The sequence below is a fragment of the Pseudomonas sp. THAF187a genome, assembly GCF_009363395.1.
Lineage (GTDB): Bacteria > Pseudomonadota > Gammaproteobacteria > Pseudomonadales > Pseudomonadaceae > Aquipseudomonas > Aquipseudomonas khazarica.
Genome location: NZ_CP045349.1, coordinates 2,906,399 through 2,926,977 on the forward strand (window position 1 = coordinate 2,906,399; position 20,579 = coordinate 2,926,977).

General features: G+C 59.5%; 16 protein-coding genes and 2 pseudogenes. 7 read left to right on the plus strand and 11 right to left on the minus strand.

Translation table 11 applies throughout. The features are described from left to right. Window positions 1–46: 46 nt before the first annotated feature. Window positions 47–868 carry a FecR family protein gene (locus FIV02_RS13590; RefSeq protein WP_152488907.1) on the minus strand — a complete coding sequence of 274 codons (822 nt, stop codon included), beginning with the start codon at window positions 866–868 and terminating at the stop codon, window positions 47–49. Then, entirely contained in the window at window positions 865–1,389 is a 525-nt protein-coding gene (locus tag FIV02_RS13595; protein WP_150605578.1) for an RNA polymerase sigma factor, read from the minus strand. Before FIV02_RS13595 ends, FIV02_RS13590 begins: the two co-directional genes overlap by 4 nt. 260 nt (window positions 1,390–1,649) lie before the next feature. Between FIV02_RS13595 and FIV02_RS13600 the strand changes: the two genes are divergently transcribed. The 3 genes from FIV02_RS13600 (at window position 1,650) to FIV02_RS13610 (ending at window position 3,273) form a co-directional block, all read left to right on the plus strand. Continuing rightward, complete coding sequence (locus FIV02_RS13600; RefSeq protein WP_152488908.1) at window positions 1,650–2,189, plus strand: cysteine hydrolase family protein; 540 nt, start codon at window positions 1,650–1,652, stop codon at window positions 2,187–2,189. Between the two features lie 37 nt (window positions 2,190–2,226). Further along, complete coding sequence (locus FIV02_RS13605) at window positions 2,227–2,661, plus strand: GNAT family N-acetyltransferase (protein ID WP_152488909.1); 435 nt, start codon at window positions 2,227–2,229, stop codon at window positions 2,659–2,661. 201 nt (window positions 2,662–2,862) lie between these two features. Further along, the gene (locus tag FIV02_RS13610; protein ID WP_152488910.1) at window positions 2,863–3,273 is read left to right on the plus strand and encodes a hypothetical protein; all 411 of its coding nucleotides are present in this window, start codon (window positions 2,863–2,865) and stop codon (window positions 3,271–3,273) included. Window positions 3,274–3,455: 182 nt separating this feature from the next. Here FIV02_RS13610 and FIV02_RS13615 read toward each other — a convergent pair whose 3' ends face one another. Then, window positions 3,456–4,472 (minus strand): AraC family transcriptional regulator, encoded by a 1,017-nt coding sequence (locus FIV02_RS13615; protein ID WP_152488911.1) that lies wholly within the window; start codon window positions 4,470–4,472, stop codon window positions 3,456–3,458. A gap of 184 nt (window positions 4,473–4,656) precedes the next feature. On the opposite strand from FIV02_RS13615, the gene FIV02_RS13620 reads away from it, so the two are divergent. Continuing rightward, entirely contained in the window at window positions 4,657–5,673 is a 1,017-nt protein-coding gene (locus tag FIV02_RS13620) for a hypothetical protein (RefSeq protein WP_152488912.1), read from the plus strand. Between the two features lie 250 nt (window positions 5,674–5,923). Here FIV02_RS13620 and FIV02_RS13625 read toward each other — a convergent pair whose 3' ends face one another. After that, a complete protein-coding gene (locus FIV02_RS13625; RefSeq protein ID WP_152488913.1) occupies window positions 5,924–8,227 on the minus strand; it encodes a bifunctional diguanylate cyclase/phosphodiesterase in 2,304 nt (767 codons plus the stop codon). Between the two features lie 11 nt (window positions 8,228–8,238). Then, entirely contained in the window at window positions 8,239–8,811 is a 573-nt protein-coding gene (locus FIV02_RS13630; RefSeq protein WP_047593032.1) for a GAF domain-containing protein, read from the minus strand. Between the two features lie 311 nt (window positions 8,812–9,122). Here FIV02_RS13630 and FIV02_RS25005 point away from each other — a divergent pair. Then, window positions 9,123–9,594, plus strand: a pseudogene (locus FIV02_RS25005) (IS5/IS1182 family transposase); the annotation flags it as partial. A gap of 148 nt (window positions 9,595–9,742) precedes the next feature. Here FIV02_RS25005 and FIV02_RS13640 read toward each other — a convergent pair. The 3 genes from FIV02_RS13640 to FIV02_RS13650 form a co-directional block, all read right to left on the minus strand. Further along, on the minus strand, window positions 9,743–11,458 hold the full coding sequence (locus FIV02_RS13640; protein WP_152488915.1) for a hypothetical protein: 1,716 nt from the start codon (window positions 11,456–11,458) through the stop codon (window positions 9,743–9,745). Window positions 11,459–11,938: 480 nt separating this feature from the next. Then, window positions 11,939–13,294 carry a DUF1329 domain-containing protein gene (locus FIV02_RS13645; protein WP_152488916.1) on the minus strand — a complete coding sequence of 452 codons (1,356 nt, stop codon included), beginning with the start codon at window positions 13,292–13,294 and terminating at the stop codon, window positions 11,939–11,941. A 9-nt stretch (window positions 13,295–13,303) separates the two neighbouring features. Then, entirely contained in the window at window positions 13,304–14,932 is a 1,629-nt protein-coding gene (locus tag FIV02_RS13650) for a DUF1302 domain-containing protein (RefSeq protein WP_172979155.1), read from the minus strand. Between the two features lie 284 nt (window positions 14,933–15,216). On the opposite strand from FIV02_RS13650, the gene FIV02_RS13655 reads away from it, so the two are divergent. Beyond that, complete coding sequence (locus FIV02_RS13655; protein ID WP_152488918.1) at window positions 15,217–15,837, plus strand: TetR/AcrR family transcriptional regulator; 621 nt, start codon at window positions 15,217–15,219, stop codon at window positions 15,835–15,837. Between the two features lie 567 nt (window positions 15,838–16,404). Here FIV02_RS13655 and FIV02_RS25300 read toward each other — a convergent pair. From FIV02_RS25300 to FIV02_RS13665, 3 genes and pseudogenes are all read right to left on the minus strand, one after another. Further along, window positions 16,405–17,250, minus strand: coding sequence for a methyl-accepting chemotaxis protein (locus FIV02_RS25300; RefSeq protein WP_371923283.1), 846 nt, complete (start codon window positions 17,248–17,250; stop codon window positions 16,405–16,407). 63 nt (window positions 17,251–17,313) lie between these two features. Beyond that, window positions 17,314–18,372 (minus strand): annotated as a pseudogene (locus FIV02_RS25305) (cache domain-containing protein); the annotation flags it as partial. 244 nt (window positions 18,373–18,616) lie between these two features. Then, complete coding sequence (locus FIV02_RS13665) at window positions 18,617–19,537, minus strand: LysR family transcriptional regulator (RefSeq protein ID WP_037048239.1); 921 nt, start codon at window positions 19,535–19,537, stop codon at window positions 18,617–18,619. Between the two features lie 115 nt (window positions 19,538–19,652). Between FIV02_RS13665 and FIV02_RS13670 the strand changes: the two genes are divergently transcribed. Continuing rightward, window positions 19,653–20,567, plus strand: a complete 915-nt coding sequence (locus FIV02_RS13670) for an alpha/beta hydrolase (RefSeq protein ID WP_172979156.1) — start codon at window positions 19,653–19,655, stop codon at window positions 20,565–20,567. Window positions 20,568–20,579 lie beyond the last annotated feature (12 nt).

Here is a 20,579-nt window from a genome sequence, read left to right on the forward strand (position 1 = left end):
GGAGATAGCCGCCACAGCGGCGAGCAACCCCTACCTCGCGATGAAATTATTTTTCCGCTGCACGCCGGCTCAGGCTCAGCGAGCCATCCGCAGCGCGCTGCAGCTGCACTGGCAATATCTTCGGCAACAAGACCAGCAGAGCGTCCAGGTTGGCGCTGGCGAAGGTGCCGGACACCGGCAGCTGCGCCAGGTCCGGATCGTCGAGCTGCACCCGTGTGTCGCGCTGGCGCCTGAGCGTATCCAGCACCTCGACCAGCGGTGTGCGATCGAACACCACGCGGCCGTCGACCCAGCCGTTCAGCGCCCTGGCATCCACCCGCTCCGGGCTGCCCAGCTGGCCGTTGCGCACCAGCACCTGCTGGCCGGGCGTGAGCAGCAGCTCATCGTGCAGGCCGCGCACACCGACCCGGCCCTCCTCGACGGCCACGCGCACCTGCTCCGCAACACGGCTGACGCTGTAGCGGGTACCGACCACCGTGATTTCAGCCGAACCGGCCAGCGTGCGGAACGGCCGGTAGGTGGCCGGGGCAACATCGAACAATGCCTGCCCTGCCAGCAACTCGACACGGCGGCTGCGCAGGTGCCAACTGACGTCGACCTGGCTGGCGCCATCGAGCATGAGGCGACTGCCATCGGCCAGTGCGATGCTGCGGACTTGGCCCGATGCGCTGCTGTAGCGCTCGCTGCGATAGGCCGGATCGAGCCAGAGCAGCCCCAGCGCCAGCGCGCCGATCAGCACGCCCAGCATGGCGACACGCTGGCGCGGCTTCCTGGCGGGTGGCGGCAGCGGGAAACGCTTCTTCAGCGCCTCGCGGTGGCGCGCCAGCGCATCGTCGGTAGCATCCTGCTCGTCGGTCCGCGGGTTCATGCGCGCGCCTTCTGGTAGCCCAGGCGGGCCAGACACTTGGCCACGCCGACCTTGATGTGCTTCTCCACCGCCTTCAGCGAAATCCCCAGTCGCTCGGCGACCTCCTGCTGCGGTAGCTCGTGAATCTTGTGCATGACGAATACCTGCTGACAGCGCGGCGGCAGTTCGGCAATGGCCGCGCTCAAGCGCTCCAGCTCGTCAGCGGCGGCATGCTGACGCTCCACGCCCGGGGCACTGCAGAGCACCTCGGCCAGGTCCGCCTGGTCGTCGACCCAGGCCTGACGGCGGCGCTCGCTGCGGTAGTGGCTGATGGCGCGATCATGGGTGATCTTGCGCAGCAGCGCCAAGGGTACGCGCACCGCCTCTTTCTCGGGCGACTCCAGCAGTTGCACGCAGACATCGTGCACCACCTCATGCGCGGCCTGACGGTCGCCGAAACGGCGGCGGACAGAGTCGACCAGCTCGTCATAATGCCGGGCTAGGGTCGAAATCAGGGACGGTTTGGCCGGAGCGTGAGGCAAGGGTTCGTGCGCGCTGGATGTCGGAAAGTGCGCGAATATAAATGATAACGACTAACATTTGAAGCTGCCCAACCAGGCAAAGTGCCACGAACGAACCGAGCCCCGCCTGATCGGATTGCGCACTGCACGACCCCCCTGCCCTGAGTTGCAAAGCGATGGTCGAGTGGCCGAGCAGGCGCTACCATCTGCCCTCCATGCATCGAACCGGCCCCCTTGCCGGGCTTGCCCTGTTCCATGCATCAACTTCGTGGAGGGAAGCCATGTCGACTGCACTGCTGATCATCGATGTTCAACATGTACTGTGTACCGGAGAATACGCTGCGTTCGACAGCGACCGGGTGATCGAAAGAATCAACACGCTCTCGGCGCAGGCACGGGCCGCTCACGCACCGGTTGTGCTGATCCAGCACGAAGAAAATGACGGCCCCCTGCGTTTCGACACCGCCCCCTGGCAGCTCGCCGACGGACTGACGACCTCACCGAGCGATCTGCGGGTTCGCAAGACCACGCCGGACGCCTTCCATCGCACCGACCTCACCCAGCTGCTGCAGGCACGGGATATCTCCCACCTGGTGATCTGTGGCCTGCAGAGCGACTTCTGCGTCGATACCACGACCCGCCGCGCCCTGGCGCTGGGCTACGAGGTGACCCTGGTCGAGGACGCCCACTCGACGGTGGACAACGGCGTCCTGACGGCTGCGCAGATCACCGCCCACCACAACGTCACGCTGGCCAACATGACCAGCTTCGGCAAGCGCGCCACCGTTATCCCAGCTGCCGATGTCCGCATCCAGGCATAGCGCCTGGCCGTCCGTTTGCACCTATCGAGCGAAACATATGACGACCTACTCCTGCGTGCTGGAAACGCCCTCCGTCGAGACCTACCGGGCGCTGCGCCTTGCCTCGGGGCTCAGCCCGAAAACCATCGAGGCCGCGCTGAAGGGACTGCCCAATACACTCTTCGCCGTACAGATCCTGCATGACGCGCAGCCGGTGGGCATGGGCCGCGTCATCGGCGACGGTGGCTGCTTCTTTCAGGTGGTGGACATCGCCGTCCTCAAGGAACACCAGGGCAAGGGCCTGGGCAAGCGCATCATGGGGGAGATACTGCAATACATCGAAGCCGAGGTCCCCGAGAGCGGCTATGTCAGCCTGATCGCCGATGGCCAGGCGCAAGACCTGTACGCGCAGTTCGGCTTCGTCCATACCGCCCCGCGCTCTGTCGGGATGGCCTACAAGCGACCACAGGGCGTGGCGCCGGAAGATGCGTGAGGCTTGGCGACGAGGCGCAAACCAATCCCAAACAATGGACATGCACGGCGTGGCGCCTACCTGGCTGAGGAAAGCTTCTGCCTTCTCCACTTCTACTGCTGGAAAATCAGCAGAGATCGGCCAGGCGTGGTCGCTCAGAAATGGAATCACTCAGCTCGTCCACAAGGGGTACGATTCAATTGTCATCAGGGAGGAATTGTCATGCGCTTCTCGTGGTTTTTGGCATCGGTTCTGACGCTGGCTGGTGACGCGGTTTCTCAGACACTTAACGCTATTCCCGATGGTCGTCGCGGTTCTCCAGGAGACTTTCTTGAGACCCAGATGCAGTCTGATGGAAAACTACTTTTCACGTTCTGGACAACAGGCGGTGGAGGTCATGTATGCCGACTGCATGGCTTGGCTGTACCCACTGAAAGTGGCGTTTTTGTATTTCGCGAAGCGGGATCAAAATGTGTTTTTCATCTGTTCGCAGAAAGCGATGCTCTTCGCACCGAGGATGTTGGCGAGCAGTGCCGGGAGGAGAGCTGCGGACCTAGAAACGTTTTCGGCAGCATGCGTTGGCCCCTGAACCAGACTCTTCCTCTAACGGATGAGATTCGCCCTGCGTGGTAGTTGAATCGCCCCAGACTTTGTAGGCACCTGACTGCTCCTGGCCGGAGGCGGTCGCTGGTGACAGGCCGCTTCCGGCCAGAAGCGGACTGATTAGCAGTAGGCCAGTCTCCTGCATCGAGGTTCAGGGGCAATTCAGAAGCCTCGCTTAGTGCGTCATCGCCCCCGAAAGCGAAAGCCCACCACTAATCTCGAAAGGCTCCCGGAGGACAATCGAACCAGCGCTTGAAGGCACGATGGAAAGTGCTGGTATCCCTGAACCCTAGCCGCTCGCTGACCGTCGCCACTGGCAGCCCCTGACGAATCAGCTCCGCAGACAACTCGCGACGTACCTCTGCCACCAACCTGCTGAAACTGGTGCCCTCTTCCTTCAGGCGTCGGTAGAGCGTGGTGCGACTGACGTGCAACGCCTGGCAAGTTGGCTCGATGCCCATGCCATCGGGCAAGCCTACGTGAATCAAGCGACGCACCGTGCCGGAGAGCGTATCTGCGCTTTGCAGCTTTGCAAGTGTTGTCTTCGCACGAGATTCCAGCATCTGTCGCAGATAGTCGCTGGCGCCGAGAATGGGAAGCTGTAGGAAGTCGCGCGGCAGGTAAAGGCGGTTTCTCTTGCTGTTGAATCGCAGATCGTTGCCGAACAGTTCGACATAGCGCGCATGGTAGGCTGGGGATGGGAAAGCGAACTCACAGGCCAGAGGTCGCAACTCTACGCCGGTCATCTCCAGGCTCCAGCGCAGCACTGCACTCATGCTCCGTTCGATGGCGGCCTGCGGGTAGGTTTTGTCGGGGGCGAAGGCGATCTCAAGCACCAGAGCATCTGGCGTTTCACTGTACTGCCAGCTTTCCGAAGGGTTCATCAACGCGATATGTCGCTGGAACACCTCCAGTGCCTCGCTCACCCGGCTGCATTGGCACAACCAACTAGCCAGCACGCCATGCGTGGCGGAGTTAAAGGTCTGCCCGATCAGCAGGCCGATCTGCGGCATTTGCTTGTTATTCGCTGCGAGCTGCCATAGCGCCAGTAACTGGGCCTCGTCGGCACGCTGCTCCTGGATTGGTGATGCCGTAGGCCCATAGTCGAGAAGCTTGGCACCATCCACCCCGGCCTCCCGCAACTGGGTGGCAGCGACCACGCCGAGCCTCAGCAGCTGGTCGTGCAAATCCTGCACTGCGATGGCTGAAACACTGGAACTCCTGACCATCGGGCTGCTCTTGGTGGGGGCTTAGGAAATGACTCTAACGCACGGTATAGAGCTGCGGCCAGCTGTCGGCCTGGCAAGATCAGATTGCAACCAAAAGCCATGCAGGTTGAACCGTAGTGCTATGGCCAGCCGTCATCGGACTGCCTAGCATCGGCGACACGACCATGGCACAGGAAGACTTGCTATGCCCGAGCACAGAGTCGAATCGCTATCCGCCTTGCGCGCACTGATTCCACCACCACCGGCGATAATGCACAAACGCCTACAGCGCAGCTTGGATGAGATCTGCCTGCTGATGATCCGCAAAGCGACGGTTTGCGCCGTAGGCTTTTCCGACCCGCGGTTAGATATCGAATACCTCGATTTGCGCCACCATCCAGTGTTACGGGCCGTGGGTCAGGACATCCATCTACCCTGGCCGGCAGACAAAGAGATCCCAGATCAGCCGATAGAGGAATTGGCCTGCAGCCTGTACTTCATCCTGCCCGGTGTGGGATTCAGCCTGCGCGCCAACGGTAGGGGCTCTCTGCGGAACGGAAAACTGTTGCAGTTTCGCGCCGAGGCGCTTTTCCTGCACTGCTCACGAGCCAAGGTACGCGCCGATTTCTGGCGAGTCAGAGAGCACGCCAGCCCCTTATCACCTAGCACAGGGCAGGTTTTGTCTGAGACGGCACAGGCCTTTATCGCCGCCTCGCCCTACCTGCTGATGCTCACGCAACGCCAGGCTGAAGCCACCGAAATGTCGCCACGAGGTGACCCAGCAGGTTTCGTCCAGGTATTGGATCGCCACACTCTGCTGGTGCCGGAACGCCCCGGCAACAAGGTTGCTTGCAGCCTAAGCAATATCCTCGTCGATGGTTCCTTGCGTCTATCCTTCTTGCAACCCGGCATTGATACGGTTTTGTCCGTAGCCGGGCGCGCCTGGTTGACCAACGACCCGAGCTTGCTAGTCCTACTGGCGATCAACAACAAGCCCCCAAGGATTGCTACCATCGTGAACGTTGAGCGTTATCGCTTCCAACACTGTCCCGAACTGCTGGCTGCGGGATTGTGGGATCGAGCCACACACCTAGACGAAGGACAGATTCCAGCCTTTTCCAAGATGCTCTCCGAGCACCTGAACGGTAAGGGGCTGTTGGGCAAGGCTACCGGCCTTGTGGTCGATGCGGTGGTCAAGCATGACCTACGCCATCTCTACTGAGATGTGTACGCAGTGGCTTAAGTGCCCTTCTATTCCCTTCAAGTCGGATGCTTATTGCTGTCCTTAAGCATCTGAATACGCAGCACTTTCTAGCGAGCATCTGCTCTAACCGGTCATGTGAGCAAACGACTGGCTGGTATTGGCCGGAAGCGGCCTGTCACCTGAGACGGCTCCCGGCCAGAAGCAGACAGCCTCGCATTGCTTATCGCGAAGCACCGTTGCGACTGGGGTGTAAGGATGAAAGCAGGAGCTATTTGCTACCACTTTCATGCATCAACAGCTCATGAAAGGCCGTACGCGACAGCGGGCGGTGGAAAAGAAAACCCTGGCCCACATCGCAGTGCAAAGCACGCAGAACGCGTAATTGCTGCTCGTTCTCTATCCCTTCGGCGACGACAACATGCCCCAGGGTGTGACCGAGCGTCAGAATGGCTGCAGCGATGGCCTGATCGCCCTGGTCATCGGCCAGGTGCTCGACAAAGCTGCGATCGATCTTGATCTCGCTGATCGGCATCCGCTTGAGATAGGCAAGCGATGAGTAGCCCGTGCCAAAGTCATCCACGCTGATTCGGAATCCACACGCCACCAACTCAGCCAGGACCGGTAGATTGATGTCGTTTCGCTCCATCAGAACGCTTTCGGTCAACTCGATGACGAGGTGATGGGGCTTCAGGCCTGCACTGCGCACACTCTCTGCCAGCCACTGGGTAAATTCCGTGGTTTGCAACTGTTTGGCAGACACGTTTACAGCGACCTTGGGCACCTCTATCTGCTGGCACTGCCACTCCTGCAAGTCGGCGATCACCTGCTTGATCACCAGCGCACCAAGGTCTGAAATTATCCCGGCTCGCTCCGCGATCGGTATGAACTCACCCGGTGAAACCTCACCCAACTCCTGATCATGCCAGCGGCACAGGGCCTCAGCGCCGACCAGCGTTCCATCCCTCAGGTCGATCTTGGGCTGGTAAACCACATAGAGCTCACCAGCATTGATCGCCTTGCGTAGACGATTGCCGACGACAAGGTCGCGCTGGATCGTTTGCTTGCTGTGTTGCGCGTAGAACTGCAGTTGGTTCTTGCCGAGTGCTTTCGCGCGGTACATCGCGGTATCAGCCGAGCGCAACAAGCTACCGGAGTCCGTGCCGTCGTCAGGGTACAGGCTGCAACCGACACTGGCGGAAAGAAACAGCTCGATGCCCTCGCTGAGAAGAGGCGTGGACATCGCTTTGGCAATGCGCTGAAAAACTGCATCTGCCTCAAGAGAGTCGGCACCAGGCAACAATGCTGCAAACTCGTCACCCCCCAACCGGGCCACGCTATCCATGTCGCGCATGGAGGCCTCGAGTAGCTTGCTCGCCTGCACCAGTACCCTGTCACCGACATCGTGACCCAGGCTGTCGTTGATGGTCTTGAACTCATCCAGATCGATAAACAGAACGGCCAGATGGGTATGTGCACGTTCCGCCTGAGCAATGGCCTGCTCCAGCCGCCCTCTGAAATGGATACGGTTGGGCAGCCCAGTCAAGGAGTCGTGAAGAGCCAGGTGACGCAGCTCATCCTCGGTATGCATGCGGAGGATTTCAGACCCGGTTCGGGCAGCCAGCAGCTCAATGACCTCATTGGCCAGGTGGGCTTCCAGCATGTCCCCTCCCCCCATCGCGGCCATGACCCCCAGCGTGCACCCCGCTTCATCGAGCAGGGGAACCCCCAGATAGGTCTCAGCCTGCAATCCGAACTGGGCCTGTGTTTCTGGAAATTCGCTGTCCAGATCGCATGAGGTGAACACGCCGCGGCGTTTGTGCACATGGCTACAAGGGGTTTTGGCAATTTCGAAGTTGAAGTTGGTGTGCCAGTCATTACCGCTGTAGCAGGAGATGGTGCTTGCGCGACTGGGGTCTTGATCATCGATCAAGGCGACAAACGCATGTTCGGCGCGCAGCATCTGAACCAGTTGCTGCACGAGCTTGTGGAAATAGCCATGCTCATCACCACCGGGCACATGAATGACCATCTGACGCAACAGCTGTGCGGTGCGCTGGGTCAGACTCAACTCTTGCGCAAGCCGCTCATTGGCCATGCGCAGATCGTCCGTCCGCTCGGCAATTCGCGTCTCCAGCAGATTTTTATGCTGATCGATGGCACGCACGAAATGCAGGGTGCGGAAATCCGACTCGAGCATATGCCGGAGCCATTCCAGAAGGCTGCGACCGTCCTTCCCGGCCATCAGAACCAGTGCGCCATAAACGGATGCATCCGGCCAACAAAGCGGGATACTCACGCACCAGCAGCCCACCTCAGCGCAATACTCTTCGACGACGGCGCGCGCAGTGATTGCCTGCTCAGCCAGGCGATTGGCCAGCTCACTGGCAGCAGTACGCTGTTCAAGCGAGAGTTGACCGCTATCCAGTACAGTCTGTAGCCGGTCGCCCTGCAGACTCATCAGCCAAATGGCATCGGCCTGCGTGATCTCCTGAAGCTGAGCCAGCCACCGGGCCCACTTCTTGAGATAGGGACGCGGAACAAGGGTATTGCCCGCGATCATCTTCAGGGACATCGTCGCCCGGTTCAGGCAGATGGCGATGGCGAACCATTACTGGCTCGAAGATCCGCAATGCAGTTTTGAAAGGCCCGCCGTTCCGAACCACTGCGGCTGCCCTCATGAACGGGATCACCAGCGACCACCGAATGGAAGTCTGACTCGATGATCGCTTTCAACGACTCCAGCATGCGCAGCGTCTTCGTGTCGTAATGCCTGGGCTGTCGGTCCAGCACACAGACGGTGCCGAAAATGCTGTCATCAGGGCAGACCAATGGCACTCCCAGGTAGCTGATCATGTTCAGCTTGATATCAGGATTGTTGGCCCATTCCGGATCGCTCAATGCATCAGGCACCAGCAAAGGCTGATGGGTAGCCATGACGGTCTCGCAATAGAGGCCCGTCCCAAGATCGGCCTTCTCATGTTCCTCATAGGGGTTTTCATCCCCGAGGCTCGCGATCAGCACCTCAATCTGCTCAGGCCAGACACGCATCACCAGGGCAGCAGGTACTTGCGCAGCTTCTGCAGCCTGGTTGGCAAGCTCCTGCCATTCATCCAGCAGTACTGACGAGACGGTCATGACCATGGGGAAGCCCTTCATGAAAGAATTCGATATGAAGCTCAACCTGCTTTTTCAGTGTAGCTGCCCGCCAACAAGTAAATACCCCGAATCTGTCTGATTTATGCGTCGCTCAACACCCCCTCCCCTCCGTGCGGGGACGAGCATGTCAGTGGCCAAGCGGGTCAACGGGTTAGCGTCCCAAAACGCCTGACGAAAGCCCGGAGAGGCGACGCCGGACCCGGTAGGTTTCCAGTTCTTGTGTGACGGAGGCCAGGGGAGCCAGACACGATGAGCCTGGTACGCAGACGATGAGTGTCGTCTGGTTGTGTAGACCCAGTCCGTTATGGACGCGCAGCGGACGTGGCTGGACCGCCAAGATCTGCCTGATCGGCGACGCCAACCGTGTCTCTTTACTCTTCCTGCTGTCGCCGGAACTGGCCACTGACATTGCCCCTGTGCAGCTGCACTTGGAAGAGGCATGCATTCTTCCGTAAAGCCTGGGCGGCCGCACAAACGCGGTTGCTGGTTACTGCTGGCAAGGGGGCGATGCCGAGCACCTGCATCATCACTGGGAACGGCTACCGCATGCAGCCGATGATCCCGTGGCACACCATGATGTGCAAACCCAAGTCTGGGCTCCCCCTACTGTTCGACCGTTCGAAGTACCGACAGAGGAACATCATCGAGCGAATGTCTGGCTGGTTGGAAGAGAGCCAGAGGATCGACACCCGCTATGACAAGTTGGCCCGAAGTTCTGCCGCGCTGGTCACGCTGGCTTACCCGCGGCGCTGTCTACTGCAGTACTTCTCGTGCAAAACCTAGCCAGGCGGCAATGGATTAGTATGGCGCAACTTGAAGAGGTCCAGCATCGGGAGATTTCCTGATTTCTTTTGGATTTTTAGTACTGTATGCGCCTCGGACAGGAGGCGCTTCCTTCTGGGCCTGGTCCAAACAACTGCTCCACTTATGGTTATGGGCTGCTGGCCGGAGCCTGCTCTGGACGAGTTTTCATGGCGCAGGTTTTCGCACCGTCGGCTCGGCGTTGACGCTCGGCCGTGTAGTCGCCCGCAATCTCGCTTGCAGGCTTGGCCGCTAACTCAAGGGTCACATCGCCGATAGACAATAGCTGATTGCGCATACGTTCGAAGTCGACAGCCTGTTCACCAAACGAGGGTGCCCACAGCGACCAGGGACCCGATATGATTGCAATCGTTGGGATCAGGTTTCCGTGGAAAGAACCGCCGAGACCGCCGAAGGAACAAAAGCTCGGTGAACGCATTGGATTGGGGATGCCTTCACCACGAAGAACCATGACTTTGTCCAGGCTGTGCTTCTGAATGGCATTGATACTGGCCTGTATCAATGCATCGCTAGGCCCAACGAACCACCCCATTACTTCCCCTTCCCCGGTGAACTTCAACTCTTTACCTGGCCCATTGCTTCGTTCTACAGGAAGAATTTCACGGGTACCCAAATGCTCAACGGCAAAAGCGAATACAACTTCCCCTCGGTCGTAATCCCGGTTCATTTCATTCGCATACAACTGTGTACCCTCTCTGGACATATGCAGGTGAGCTGACCCAAATGCGAACTCAAGCGTCCGAGGGCGGCAGGCAACAGGCAAACGCGAAAAGTACTCGGCCAATGCCATTAATCCTGCATTGCCGTTTTCCTGCACCCACGTATTTCCATCGGTATTTGTGGAAAAAATGATCTTCTCTTTACTCAACCCCGGCAGCGTGGCGATTAGATTGCGAGTACGAGCTTCATCCCTGACAGCATCAATTGATATGCTCGCTTTCCCACCATTCGCCGCAGCGGCTTTGAGCATCAGCCCTTCATCTACACCCACGTAGGCAGCGGGCACAGTGAAGTGAGTACCATCATGTGGATCGAAATAGCCCGCTACCTGTGCTCTAGGCAGATCGAACGCGACAATGACTCCAGCTGCGCCAGCAATACCAGCATCAGTCAGAATTTTTGCCAGCGGGGTGCCTGTCCACATGGCTGGGCGTTTATAAGACTCGAAAGTGGATGACCAAAGATCGTCGGTAAAATAACGCGAAAGCGCCAACAGAACTGCGTTAGGTATACCAGGGTCAGGGACATCAACAATGACAATCTTGCCGCTGGCCCGCTCTTTGGTGATTTCGCTTGGGTCTTTGAAGTAAACCAACTCGCCCGTCGAGGCTTTCTCTACAGTTGGTAACGCATAGGGAACCGCTCCCGCCACGGCTATTTCTATATTCCCATCTTGAGTCGTTGATAAGGTTACTCGTGCTGCTCTTTCCAGACTTCTGCCCTTACCGTTGTCAGCCACCGGCGAGGGCTGCCAACGCTGAATATCGATGAAGTCTTCCTTAGTGGTGAAACCAGGCAGCTTGGAAAACTCACGGGCTATCCAAGAGATGTTGTCCTCGTGTGCCTCGCTGCCAGTACTCCTCAGTCCGAACCCGGCAACGGTTGCAGTCAGCTCGCGTAGATGCTCCGCAGAGCTGAACAGCGCAGGATCGATAGATTGTTGACATACCGCCTGAGTGACGCCCTCCTCTTCCGCAAGAGCTGGGGTGGTGACTGCAGCGATGATGGATACAACAGCGAGAGTTTTAATAAGATGATGGGCATGACTTTTCATTTTTATTTTCTCGTTCAACGAAATTAGCGAGTTCAGCTCGACCTTCAGCATTTAACGACCTGACATGAAGGTGAGAACTCCTGCTACGACAAACAACGACGGATAACCCTGTACACGTAGGTATCCCGGCTCATGTGAGTGATGGTGTCTGCAACGACCAGGTCAGAACTGGCAATGGTGATGGGTAGATCTGGACGGTAACTCCAGTGGGGAAGTCCATTTCCAGCGATCCAGAACTTGGTCATCCACCGGGAAGCGGCCTTGCCAATATCGCCATCCGCATGAACGATGTGTTCGATCGGATGTTCCTTCAGTCCTTCTATCGAGCTGCACGGCCCCATTGGCTGTACCACTGGTCATTTTCCTGCTCATTGCCATAAGCGTTCTCCAGGTGATTTCCGTGCTGGACCGGTCCAGCTCCGCTGGCCACGGCATGACGAGTCCAGGCCTGGCCCCGGCAGGGGCCAGCCGATGGAATGAATGCGATAAGGGAAGTGGGTGTGGCTTACAGCGGCGCGTGCGCCCGTATCATCAGCGCACGCCGCCCTGGCGCAGTTTGGCCGGTGTGAAATCAGCAGGCGTGAGCGGAACGTTGAAGTCGTACGGCACTTCTTCGTTGGTTAGAATGGAAATAGTGTAACGACCGGAGGTGAGATCGTAGAGGGAGTTGCCAACCGTCCATACCAAGGGCTGATCGTAGAAATTGATGGTGTAGGCCTCTCCCACGCGCCAGAGGACATCGCGATTGTCACGGTGATCGGACACAAGGATCTGGTAGCTGTCCTCGTCCAGGTACAAATCGCGCTGTTTGTAAACATGACGGATACCTGCCTTGAGGACGCCGCGCACATGCCAGACCCTGTGCAGCTCGTAGCGTGGCAGATCGGAGTTGATGTGTCCGGGCATGATGATATCGCTGTACTTGTTAGTCTTTGAGGCGAAGCGATAGTTGTTGTACGGCACGTACATTTCCTGCTTACCAACCAGTTGCCAGTCGTAGCGGTCAGGGGCGCCCGAGAACATGTCTCCGTTGTCATTGGTAGCCATACCATTAGAAGCCGGGTCGTCGTAAGCAAAGTTCGGCGCACGGCGTACGCGACGCTGGCCGGCATTGTAGATCCAGGCCAGGCGCGGGGTCTTGACCTGATTGACGGGCTCGTGGACCAAGGTCTCCTGCCCCGCCCCACGCGCTGGCGCGAGGGCCGATTGGCGGTAGTAGACCAGAATGTTGCCATTGTCCTTGCTGTAGTCGGACACATCCTGGTTGAACAGTGCTGTATCCATCATCTTACTCAACTGATAGCTGCCATTGGCCAGCGGCGTGGCGCCGGCAGAATAACGTGTCACGCCAACACCGCGATAACGCATCAAGTGGTTCCACACCAACTCTAGAGCGGATCCCGGAATGGGGAATGGCACCACGTTCTTGGTACCAGCGATGCCATAACCGTCCTCTACCAGATGGGCGTTCAATGCGTTGGCCTTGATCGCCGCATAGACCTGCTCGGAGTAGGAAGCCGAACGACGCGTCGGGTAGACCTGCATTTTCCAGGAGTCCGGGTAGCGCTTGAGCAATGCCAACTGGCCCGGGCTAAGCCTGTCGCGGTATTGCTCGGCATTAGCCGCGGTGATGGTGAACAGGATTTGGTCGGCGGCGAAGGGGTCCTTGTAGCCCCGCTCCAGGTCCTGCGCATCGGCTTGCCGGCGCAGGCCGCCCTCCCAAGCCGGGATGGTGCCCTCGGCATTGCCGGCACGCTCCGCGCCGAGCGGGGTCAGGTCCTGGTCGAGTCGGGCGGCCTGGAGGGCATCGACCTGGGCTTGCGCCAGGGGCGAAAGCAGCATCGCGAAGCACAGCAGCCCGGCGGGAAAAAGGTTTGTTCCGCGCATGTTGAATCCTCAGAAACTGTACTTGACTTTGAAGGTAAGGAAATCGCGATCACCGCTATTTCCGCCGGTGAAATCCACGTATTGGACGCCCACTGTCAGGTCCTGATAGTGGGCGTCGAGGCCCACCGACGTTCTCCAGACCTCCTCGTTCAGGCCGTTGGTATTGTTCGCCGCCACACCGTTGAAAGTGCGAGCATGGCTAATGCTGGGCACCAGCGTGAATATGTTGAGCACGTTGTTATAGGTCAGCGAGTAGCCCAAGGTCGCGCCGTAGGCGCTACGGGTGACAGCGCCATAGTCCAGGTCAGACTCCAGCTCGGACAGGCGACTAGCCACCAACTCGCCAGCAAGGGTGGATGCATCGGCACCCAACATGCTGCCCATGTTACGCAGGGTGCCGACCGAGGCCTGGTACAGCCCCTTCTCCCGGTAGCCCTTCACCCGGGTCCCGGCCGATAGCCCCGCCGGATTGATCAGCACCTCGTTCAAGATAGCGGCGGAACTGAGCGCGACCGGGGCATCCGGCCGGTACGACAACTCGCCGAATACCGACTGGCCGCTGAAGAAGCCATCGCCACTGATGGTGGTGTTGAAACTGGCGCCAAACAGGTCGCGCCGCTCCAGGTACTCGGCGAAATAGGTGGCGGTGCTGGGGATGGGCACTCCTCCGAACTTGCGCGCGACAGTTCCACCGACCTGGGGCAGTAGGGTGCTGTAGCGCAAGTAGTAAAAACCCAGTTCCGTATCGTTCAGCTCGGGCACGAACAACCGCAATGCGATGCCATACTGTGCGGCCGTGTCGGCGTCGACATCCGAGGCGCGCGGCACAAACAGCATGGAAGGGGCGCCCGGGATGGATGGATTATCGAAGGCGCCAACAGCTACGTAGTTGCAACCTTCGCCGAGGAAGTCAGTGGTGGAGAAATAGGTGCCGCAGGGATCGATCTTGGTGGATTCCCATGCCCAGCCTGGCTGGTAATAGCCTTCCACCGCGAGGTTGTCGCTAAGCGCGAAGGAGACGTAGCCCATGAAGGTGGGCAGGAAGGCCTCCTTCAACTCCGAGCCCGGTGCCCGCAGGGCGCTCAGGTCTAGGGGATTGGTCGCGCCTATACCGTTCTGGTAATACAGCCCCTCACCCCAGTTGACCACCTGCTTTCCCAGCCGCGCATTCAGGCTGCGCTCGCGGACCGTCCAGCTACCGTGAACAAAGGCGTCCAACAATTCCACACCGGAGCCGGCCTGATCCAGGCCGTCGCCACTGATTTCCCGATGGCGGCGTTCGTCATCCTCCAGTTCGAAGTCATAGAAGGCTCGGCCACGGACAAACAGGCCATAGTTTTCCTGGTACTTCAGGTCCAACTCGGAGAGGACCGTGACCACCTCGGAAAAGAGGTCACCTTTCCTGAAGTTCAGATCGCCATCGTCGCTGTTGATCTGGCTCCCATTGGCGGCCGAGCCCCCATTGGCACGCGCGATCAACTTGCCATCCTGCCCCTCGGCACGATAGCTGGCACCATAGGAAAGAGTGGTATCGAGCGAGCCACTCCAGTCACCCGAGCGGAACGGATAGGCTTGCGCCACGCCCAGAGGCAACGCCGCCAAGGTCGTCACCCCGGCCACGACCAAGCCCTTGCGCATCCTGGCCTTTACCGGCCGACTAGCAGTTCCAGCGCCGGCCCCCATGCACTGAAGCGATCGAGACATCTTCACGTTCCTTTTCTTGTTGTTATCGCTGCATGTCGGCGTAAGCCTTGGCCGTTGCCACCTCGCAATGCCAGGCAGCGTGACTGTCTCAGGAGACATTTGAGCCAAAAATTATCCGACTGGATAACTATGTCGATCGCCAGATACGTTGTCAACACCCGGCAGGTCGAGTAAAAACGCTGGGCCTAAGACAAACAGACATCAGAGGAATAATCGCAATGCATGTGCCTCGCGCCACCCAACAGGAACGGAGCGCGCAAACCCGTGCACAGATCCTGGAAATCGCGCTCGATGAGTTCTCCGCACGCGGCTTCGAAGCTGTCAGCCTCAGGGATATCGCTGAACAGGCGGGGGTGAACCACGCGATGATTCGCTACCACTTCGGCAGCAAGGAGGCGCTCTGGAAGGAAAGCGTCACCTACCTGTTCCAACGCCTGCGAGTCGAGGTGCCGCCGCTTGACCTTTCCTCGGAGCAAGCGAACCTCGACGAACTTAGGGAGTACATACGCAATTACATTCGCTACTGCGCCCGCCACCCTGAGCACGCGCGACTGATGGTCCAGGAATCCATCACCGGATCCGAACGCTTGAAGTGGGTCGCGGAAACCTTCATCGGGCCAGCCCATGAGCGCACGCTGAACATGATCACCGGCGCGCAGCAGGCGATCGGCCTCGCCGAGTTTGACCCCCTGACATTGCTGTACATGCTCGTCTCGGTCACTCAAATGCCCTATCTGCTGGCGACTGAGTTGAAGTACACCCACGATCGCGACGTGCTGACCCCGGAAGCCGTCGAAGCCCATGCCGATGCAGTGATCAAGCTTTTTTTCCGGAGCTGAGTTAGTTTCAGAGCGAGTGCTCGACTAACGTGCGGCAGTGCGTGCTTTACAACAGCTTCGCAGCGACCGAGCATCGTGCCCCCGAGACGAACCGGCGCCGTGTTCACGCGCAAACGCCGGCCTCTTGCCACCAATACCTTCAACGTCGATCAGGGACGCGATCGACTCCACACCAGGCGCCGTTCGCTTCGGCTAAAGCCGAGCACTTCGACATTGGTCGGGCAATCGAAATCCATATCGATGCTGCTGGCGCTCAGCAATGCTGCACCCCATGAGATGCGCGCGGTGTCCTTCGACATGGCTGTCGTGGGGTTGTAGGACCTACTGCTGATTGGCGCCGTCGGCTGTGGCCTGGGGCCGTCATGCGATGCGCCGTTTTTTCGCTAGGCTGGTGAAGTGGATCAGCCGCAGCTGCGCCAGCATGCGTGCTCTGGACCTGACCCTTCACCGTCGCAGCGAGTCGCAGTGAAACCCCGAGATCGAGCTGTCCGGATAAGCTACAGGCAGCTCGAGCCGGACAAGCACTGCGCCAGGATGATCGAGGCGAGACACCGTTGCCCGCGCGTCTCAATCCGTACGGAAACGCCCGACCAGCGTCTTCAGCTCACTGCTCAGTGCGCTTTGCTCTTCGGCGTAGCTCTCGACCTCGGCAGCCTGGGCCGAGATCTGCGCAACCGCATCGTTGATGGTCACGATGTTCTGGTTGATCTCCTCGGTGACCAGGTGCTGTTCCTCGGTGGCGGTCGCAATCTGCATGGTCATGTCGCGGATCATCTGCACCTTGCCTTCGATGCTTTCGAAAGCCGCCAGCACTTCCTCGGACGACCTGATGGCGCCTTCCGACTCGACCAGGCTCTGATTCATGCTCACCGTCACTTCCTTGATTCGGCTGACCAGGAGGTTGAGGATATGGTTGATCTCCCCGGTGGAGTCCTGGGTGCGCTTGGCAAGATGACGCACCTCATCGGCGACCACGGCAAACCCTCGCCCCTGCTCGCCCGCCCGGGCCGCCTCGATGGCCGCGTTCAGCGCCAGCAGGTTGGTCTGCTCAGCAATCTGCTGAATGGTCGAGAGGATGTTGTTGATATTGACCGTTTCCTTCTCCAGCTCCTGAATCACCTTGCTGGAACTCTGGATGCTGCTGCCGAGCTTGTTGACCCCCGACGTGCTGCGCGCGATGACCTCCTTGCCATTGCGCGTGGCCGCCAACCCCTGCTCCGAGACGTCGGCGGTCTGCACACAGGTTTTCGCCACTTCATTGGCGGCCGAGGACATCTCGGTGACGGCCGTGACGATCTGCTCCACCGAACTCAACTGGCTCTGCAGCGTGGCGGACATCGCGGTAGTGCGCTTGCTGGTCTCACTGGAGACGCCATCCATTCTGACAGCATTGTCCTTGATCACCCGGATCATGCCCTGGATAGACTCGATGAACTGATTGAACCAGCTGGCCAGTTCCCCGGTTTCGTCCGAGCTGAGGCGCGCCAGGCGGCGAGTCAGGTCCCCTTCCCCCTGCGCGATGACGCGCAGTCCACCTGTCACCAGGTTGATCGGATTGGCGATCCGCTGGGCGATGATCACCCCAGCGATACCGAACAGCGCGACCAGTACGATGCAAACCCCAAGGGTCAACCAGGTCAGCTCGCGGGCACTGGCATATACCTCGTCCGCCTGCTTCAGGCCAACGAACTTCCAGCCCAGCTCCGGTGACGTATAGACATTGGCCATGTAGGCGACGCCGTCGATATCCAGCTCGACCAGGCCATTGCCGGTCTTGGCGATAGTTGCAAAGTACTCACCCGGCAGCTCGCTGATTTTCTTGAAGTTGTTGTCCGGCTGATGGCCATCCACGAGCAGGGTGCCACTCCCCTCCGCCACCATCAGAAAACCGGTTTCGCCGAAGCGTACCTTCTGCGCCATCTCCGTCAGCGCCTTGAGCGATACGTCCACCGCCACGACCCCGGAGAACGCCCCGGCGTTATCCTTGAAGCCCTTGAGCACCGATACATAGACTGCGTCGTCCGGTTCCCAGTAGTAGCCGTCACGACGAGCCAGCGTGAAGTTGGCGTCACGACCCTTGGTGTACCACTCGCGCTTGCGCGGGTCCCAGTCGCCGTAGTCGCCGGTACCCGGCCACTCCACGTAGCCACCCTGGGTATCACTCATGTAGACGTAGCCAAGCGTTGGGTTGCTCTCACCAATACTGGAGAAGTACTCGAAGATCTGCTTCTCGCGCCCGCCGTTGGCCGTGGCGACCTCGCCAGGCTTGCGTGCCTCGGCGAAGTAGGTACTCAGTGCGCCGCCGTCGGCATCCCTGACTGCCGGGTATTCTGCCAAGGCCGAGACGGTGTAGCCCACCGAGTCGAAAAAGGTGGTGAAACTGCTGTTCACCAGTTTCATGTCCAGGCTGCTGGATAGCAGAAAATTCTCTCTGGCCTGTTCCGTGACATTGCGGATAGTCAGCAGCGCCACGATCAGGACCGGGATCAGCGTTGCAACCAGAAAACTCACCAGCAGCTTGGATCTGATCTTCATTCTTATGGCCTCGCAAGGGATTCCTCAACGTAGCAGCATGTGCAGCACTGCGCCCGCCGCCAGGGGCGCCGTACCAGTGAAGATAGGACAGAATTACTTCGTCGTGGGCATGGAGAACGAAACGCTCTCGCGTAGACGCTGAACGAGCAGCTGTGGCCTACCCCCAGTGCCAACAGACAGCTGTTGGCCGTCAGTTACCCTGGGCTGAGGGCAGGAGCCGGCCAGCTCCACCCGCTGCCGCCAGTCAGTCAAGCAGTGAGCGTTTCTCGACAAGAAAGTCGATCAATACCCGTATCTTGGCAGGCATCTGTGCCCGTGTCGGCGCATAGAGATAGAAACCGGGGAAAGGCTGACACCAGGGCTGCAACACCCTCACCAACTCGCCCGAGGCCAGTTGCTCGCGCACGCAGATGTCGAGGTACTTGATCAGGCCGACGCCCTGGATGGCCGCCTTGAGCATGCTCTCGTCGTCGTTGAACACGACACTGCCACGCGGCTCGAACACCTGGGTGTGGCCATCCCCGTCCGGCTCGGTAAAGGACCAGCGATCCAGTGTGCCACTGCTGGTGAAACGATACGCCAGGCAGTTGTGCTGCATCAGATCGGCCGGGGACCGTGGCGTACCGTGACGCGCGAAATAATCTGGCGAGCCGACCACCGCCATTTCGATACGCGGAGTGATCGGCACCGCCACCATGTGCTCGTCCAGACTCTCGCCCAAGCGAATCCCCACGTCAGCACCGTCGGCGATGATGTTGGCGAATCCATCGTTGAGCACCAGCTCCAGACGCAATCCGGGATAGCGCGCTAGAAACTCGCCCAGGTGCGGTTCCAGCAAGGTCCGTGCGGCGATACGGGAAGTATTCACCCGGATCAGGCCGTTGGGCGCGGACGGCACCTCGCCCAGTTCGGCAACCGCCGTGTCGATCATCTTCAGCGCAGGCGCCAGCGCATCGAACAGACGCTGGCCTTCCTCGGTCAGCGACATGTCGCGCGTGGTGCGGTGCAGCAGGCGTACGTTGAGCTGCTGCTCGAGGCTCTTGAGGTGTTGCGACAGCGCCGCGCGGGACATTTCCATCTCGGTTGCAGCCTTGGTGAAGCTGCGGTGCCGGGCGATATGGACGAACCAGGCCAGGGCTGGAAGTTGCGATGGATTGATCGACATATTGTTCAGTATCCCTAACAAGTCATGTCGATTCTTGCATATTTTTCCCGAACAAACGCGGGACTAGTATGAATCCATCGAGTGGCACACAGCCCCTCAGCACTGGAGCCAGATCATGCAGAAAGTCAGCATCCCCACCCTCAACGGCCAGAACGTCACGCTCGCTGCAGTGATCCATCAGCCGGCCAATTTCGATGCCAGCCAAAAGTACCCGGTCATTGTCGTCGCGCATCCGGGCGGTGGCGTGAAGGAACAGGCCGCCGGCCTGTACGCCAAGAAGCTGGCGGAGCAGGGACTGCTGGCCATCGCCTTCGACGCATCCTTCCAGGGCGAAAGCACTGGCGAGCCTCGCCAGCTGGAGAATCCCTACATCCGCACCGAAGATGTCAGCGCAGTGGTCGACTACCTGACCACTCAGACCTATGTCGACACCGACCGCATCGGTGCCATGGGCATCTGCGCCGGCGGCGGCTACACCGCTAATGCCGCCATCAACGACCGTCGCATCAAGGCCATCGCCACGGTAAGTGCGGTCAACATCGGGCAGATGTTCCGCAACGGTTGGGAAAACACCGTCAAGGATGCCGACGCCCTGCCCTATATCGCACACGGCTCTCAGGCCCGCACCAGCGATGCCAACGGCACCGAACTGGCCACCCTGCCGCTGGCGCCGATGCGTGAAGAAGACGCCCCCAACGAAGAGCTGCGCGAAGCCTGGGAGTACTACCACACCCCGCGTGCACAGCATGCCAATGCGCCAGGCTTCATGACCGCGCGCAGCCTGCCGCAGATCATCACCTACGACGCCTACCACAAGGCCGAGGCCTTTCTCACTCAGCCGATCCTGACCGTAGCCGGCAGCGTTGCCGGCAGCAAATGGATGAGCGATGACCTGCTTGCCCGGGCAGCCAGCACGGACAAGCAGATGCATGTGATCGAGGGTGCCAACCACATGTCGCTGTATGACAAGCAGCCCTATGTGGACGAGGCGGTCTCCGTACTGGCGCAGTTCTTCCAGACCCGCCTGTAACCCACCACATTG